The organism is Mesorhizobium sp. M7A.F.Ca.CA.004.04.2.1, assembly GCF_004022825.1.
Taxonomy (GTDB): domain Bacteria; phylum Pseudomonadota; class Alphaproteobacteria; order Rhizobiales; family Rhizobiaceae; genus Mesorhizobium.
The window spans coordinates 1-3400 of record NZ_RZPH01000667.1 but is presented as its reverse complement, the minus strand read 5'-3'; the positions used below and the strand labels follow the sequence as shown (position 1 = coordinate 3400).

Genomic DNA, 3400 nt, shown 5'->3' with positions numbered 1-3400 from the left:
CAGGCGCACCAATTTCACCGGCTACAGCTTGTCGGCATCTCTACGCCTCGAACACCTTCTCAGTGAACCATTCCGCCAACCTGGCAAGCTCCGGCCCCAGCACGCGATCGGCGCCGACAGGCGGCACGATAGCTCTGATTTGATCGACGAAGGAGCGCAGTGCCGGCGGCGGCGTCCGTTCGGTGACGTGCAGCGCCTGCGAGGCGATCATCGCCAGCATCGCCATGGCCGCGTCGACGCAGCGGCCGGCGGTCGCTTCCTTGGTCCATGCGAAGAATGCCGTCGTGGCGACGTCGTCCTGCCCCGCGCCCGCTGATTCCGTGCCCGGCATGAAGGTACGTTGCGCTGCCAGCTTGGCCTGTTCGAGATAGCCGGTGATTGCCATCGGTACGTAGCCGACATTGCCATGGCCATCGCTGTCGGCCGAGTGACGTCCGGTCATCAGCAGATCCGGCAGCAGCGACACCTTGCCGTTCAGAAGCTTCGAGGCGTGGCGGTCGCAGAGCAGGCAGATATCGGCCCATATCGCCGCCAGATCGTCCAACGCCGGCGTCGCCATGGCGTTGTGATAGCCGCCGGTCGAGATGCAGCGGCCGAGCGGATGTGCATCGTCGGGCGGGATGTAGACCGGATTGTCCGATATAGAGGCCAGCGACACATTGGCCGCCCGCTCGGCCGACGACAACGCACGATGCGCCTGGCCGAGGACGCGCGGCACGATGCGGTAGCTGACCGGCGCCTGATAGTTGCGCCGCCCGTCGCCGGCGCCAACCAGAAATTCCCGCAAACCCTGCAGGGCCGCGGCCTCATGCTCATCGCCCCAGAGCGTGTCGAGGGCGGCGTCATAGTGTTCGAGGGGGGCACGAAACGCCTCGATCGACAGCGCGAACACCTGGTGCGCCATGCGGATCCGGCGGCGCGCCGCGAGCGCTGCGTCTGCCACCAGAGCGGCAGCGCAAGGCGAGCCGTTGATGAGCGAACCCCGTTCCTTGACCTCGAGGTCGAAACGCGTCGAAAGTTCTGCAAACAAGGGGTAGAGCGCCAGGATCTCACCGGCGCCGCCCTGGCCGGAGGCCGGCACGACAGGCATCGGCTCCCCGTCGAGCATTGCGGCCACGGCTAGCGCGATGCGCGGCGTTGTGGCGGCGTTGCCCTCGATGAAATTCGTCAGACGGGCAAGCACGATCGCCCTGACCACGCGATCCGGCAAGGGATCGCCGAACGAGGTGGCGGCGGCAAACGCCTTGATGCGCGCATGGCGATCACGCTCGTCAGGTTCGAGCTTTCGGCTTGCCAATTCCCCCATGGCGGTTGTGACGCCATAGATGACCGGTGGCGGATCGGATTCGATCAGCCTGAGAAACGAGGCGCGGCATTCGGCGATGCGCTGCAAGGCCTTCTCGCCGATCGCCACCGTGTCCTTCTTCCAGGCGACGCGGAAAACAGTGTCGAGGTTGATGTCGTCACGCTTCGACAGGCTAACTGGCATGCTTCACACCACTGGAAATAAGGGACTTAGTAGAGTGGTTCCTCGAATAGCGTCTTGTCGCCGTCGACCAGCGCCTTGATCTGCGCGGTGCCGTCGCCGGCGAGCGCAAGACGGATGCCGAATGGCCGCACCCGCATATCGTTCTGGATCGCCATCCCCTCGCCTTCCGGCAAATAGAAGCGCTCAATACCGTAGTCCGGCGCGATGGTCGCCTCTTCGCCGCGAAGGTCCCAGCCCTCGGCGACGTGGCCTGATATATCGGCCTCGTCGGCAGCGGCGGGCGTCGGCGCCTTGCCGAACCAGGCGGCCGTCGGCTGCCAATAGTTGTCGGACCCCTTGTTCAAGCGGACGACTATCGTGGTGTCGTCGCTTGAGAGTTTGTCGGGTGGAATGTTGGCGATCATTTTCACCGGTATGCGCGAAATATCGTAGCCCAGGATAATATAGTCGCCGCGCAGGAGGTCGCGCGGATCGACGGGCTCGATCTTCAGCAGCACCTCTTTGCCGTTGCGCAGGATCGCCGCGCGGCCGGCGATGATCCAGCTCAGGAAGCCGATCTGGACGAGCGCCAGCACCAGTGCCGAGATGACAAGCCTTTTCCCGGTGATCATGCCGTGGCTCCTTTGGCATCTGGACCTTTCATACGCTTTTCCACGCGGATGATGACGATCGCAAGGATGCCGAGCAGCACCGCGGCGGCCAGGAAGAAGCCGGCCGTATCGAGCATCGATTGCAAGGTCACCACATAGATGATGGCGAGTTCGAAGGCGAAGCCGAGATAGGCAAACCAGCGCAGCCCACGGCTTTCCCGCCCTGCCAGCACGATTGCGGCGACAATGCCGGCAAGCGCGATCACCGAAGCGAGGGCAAAACCGCTGTTGTAGGTGCTCTCGTCGGCGAGTTCGAACTGAATCATTGCGAGGCCGGTGAGGAAGCCGAGCAGTGCGTGCAAGGGCAAGCGGCCGCCGAGCTGCACGACCCGGTCGACTGGATCCGGCGCGAAGACCGAGGCCGCGAACAGCAGCGCCGAGACGACGACCAGCGGGATCGCCACCTGCAGCGTGTCGTGGTTGGTGACCAGCAGCACAAGATAGAACAGAACCGACAGGATGATCAGGTGGCGAGCCGCCTGGCTGCGGGTCCAGAACGAGACGGCAAACAGCACGATCGCCATGATCAAGAAGGCATGCGGAAATTCGCTGCGGCTGTAGTAGTCGAAGCCTTTCAGGAACAGCCAGGCATCGGCGATGCCGACCGAAGCGACCGTCAGCGGATTAGAACGCAGCGCCACCGCCGCCAGCGCCGTTCCGGCGCCCCAGGTGACCAGAGCCGAGGCCTCGTCGCCCGAGAGATGATACATCTGGCCGATCAGCGCGATCGAGCCGCCGAAAGCCGCAGCCGCCACGATCCAGAGCGCTTCGCCGATCGCCGCATGGTCGCGGGCCTTCAGCACCGCGCCGCCGACATAGCCACCAAGGATGACGGCAAACAGTGCCGCCACGCGCGCCAGCCGCGGGGTCGCGTCCCAATTGGCGGCGACGAAAATCAGGATGGCGGCTCCGAACAGCACGGCAGCCATCATCGCCAGGATAGAGCCGAAGCTGAGCGACTTGCGCTCGTTGGCCTCGACATCGCGCGAAAGCGAATCGGCTGTGGCGGCGTCAATCAGCCCGGCCTGCAGCCAACGCGCGATATCCGCCCTGACCCGCGACGAATAACTCGCCATGCTGCCACTCCCCCAGTTCGGTCTTTTTTTCAGCCGATCCGGTCAAACCGCTGACGCGGCGGCATTTTCCGATTCGGGTTTCTTTGTGTCAGGTCCGTGAACGCCCGTTAATGCTGCATTGCACAATTTGCATTGCTGCCATGCAGCCATAGCGCTTTTAAATCGATATGGGTCCGCCTATTTAT

3 protein-coding genes are annotated in these 3400 nt (G+C 63.8%); all 3 read right to left on the bottom strand.

Annotated elements, in window-relative coordinates; translation table 11 throughout:
• Window positions 1–40: 40 nt before the first annotated feature.
• The 3 genes from EN893_RS24900 to EN893_RS24890 are packed head-to-tail and all read right to left on the bottom strand — an operon-like array spanning window position 41 to window position 3215.
• Complete coding sequence (locus EN893_RS24900) at window positions 41–1489, bottom strand: aromatic amino acid lyase (RefSeq protein ID WP_127271568.1); 1449 nt, start codon at window positions 1487–1489, stop codon at window positions 41–43.
• A 26-nt stretch (window positions 1490–1515) separates the two neighbouring features.
• Complete coding sequence (locus EN893_RS24895; RefSeq protein WP_127328233.1) at window positions 1516–2100, bottom strand: GDYXXLXY domain-containing protein; 585 nt, start codon at window positions 2098–2100, stop codon at window positions 1516–1518.
• Window positions 2097–3215 carry a DUF2157 domain-containing protein gene (locus EN893_RS24890; RefSeq protein ID WP_127269099.1) on the bottom strand — a complete coding sequence of 373 codons (1119 nt, stop codon included), beginning with the start codon at window positions 3213–3215 and terminating at the stop codon, window positions 2097–2099. The genes EN893_RS24895 and EN893_RS24890 overlap by 4 nt, the downstream gene beginning before the upstream one ends.
• Between the last annotated feature and the right edge of the window lie 185 nt (window positions 3216–3400).

Excerpts from the sequence above, each read along its gene's own strand:
- EN893_RS24900 (WP_127271568.1), bottom strand. The coding sequence starts at position 1,489 with ATGCCAGTTAGCCTGTCGAAGCGTGACGACATCAACCTCGACACTGTT.
- EN893_RS24890 (WP_127269099.1), bottom strand. The coding sequence starts at position 3,215 with ATGGCGAGTTATTCGTCGCGGGTCAGGGCGGATATCGCGCGTTGGCTG.
- EN893_RS24895 (WP_127328233.1), bottom strand. The coding sequence starts at position 2,100 with ATGATCACCGGGAAAAGGCTTGTCATCTCGGCACTGGTGCTGGCGCTC.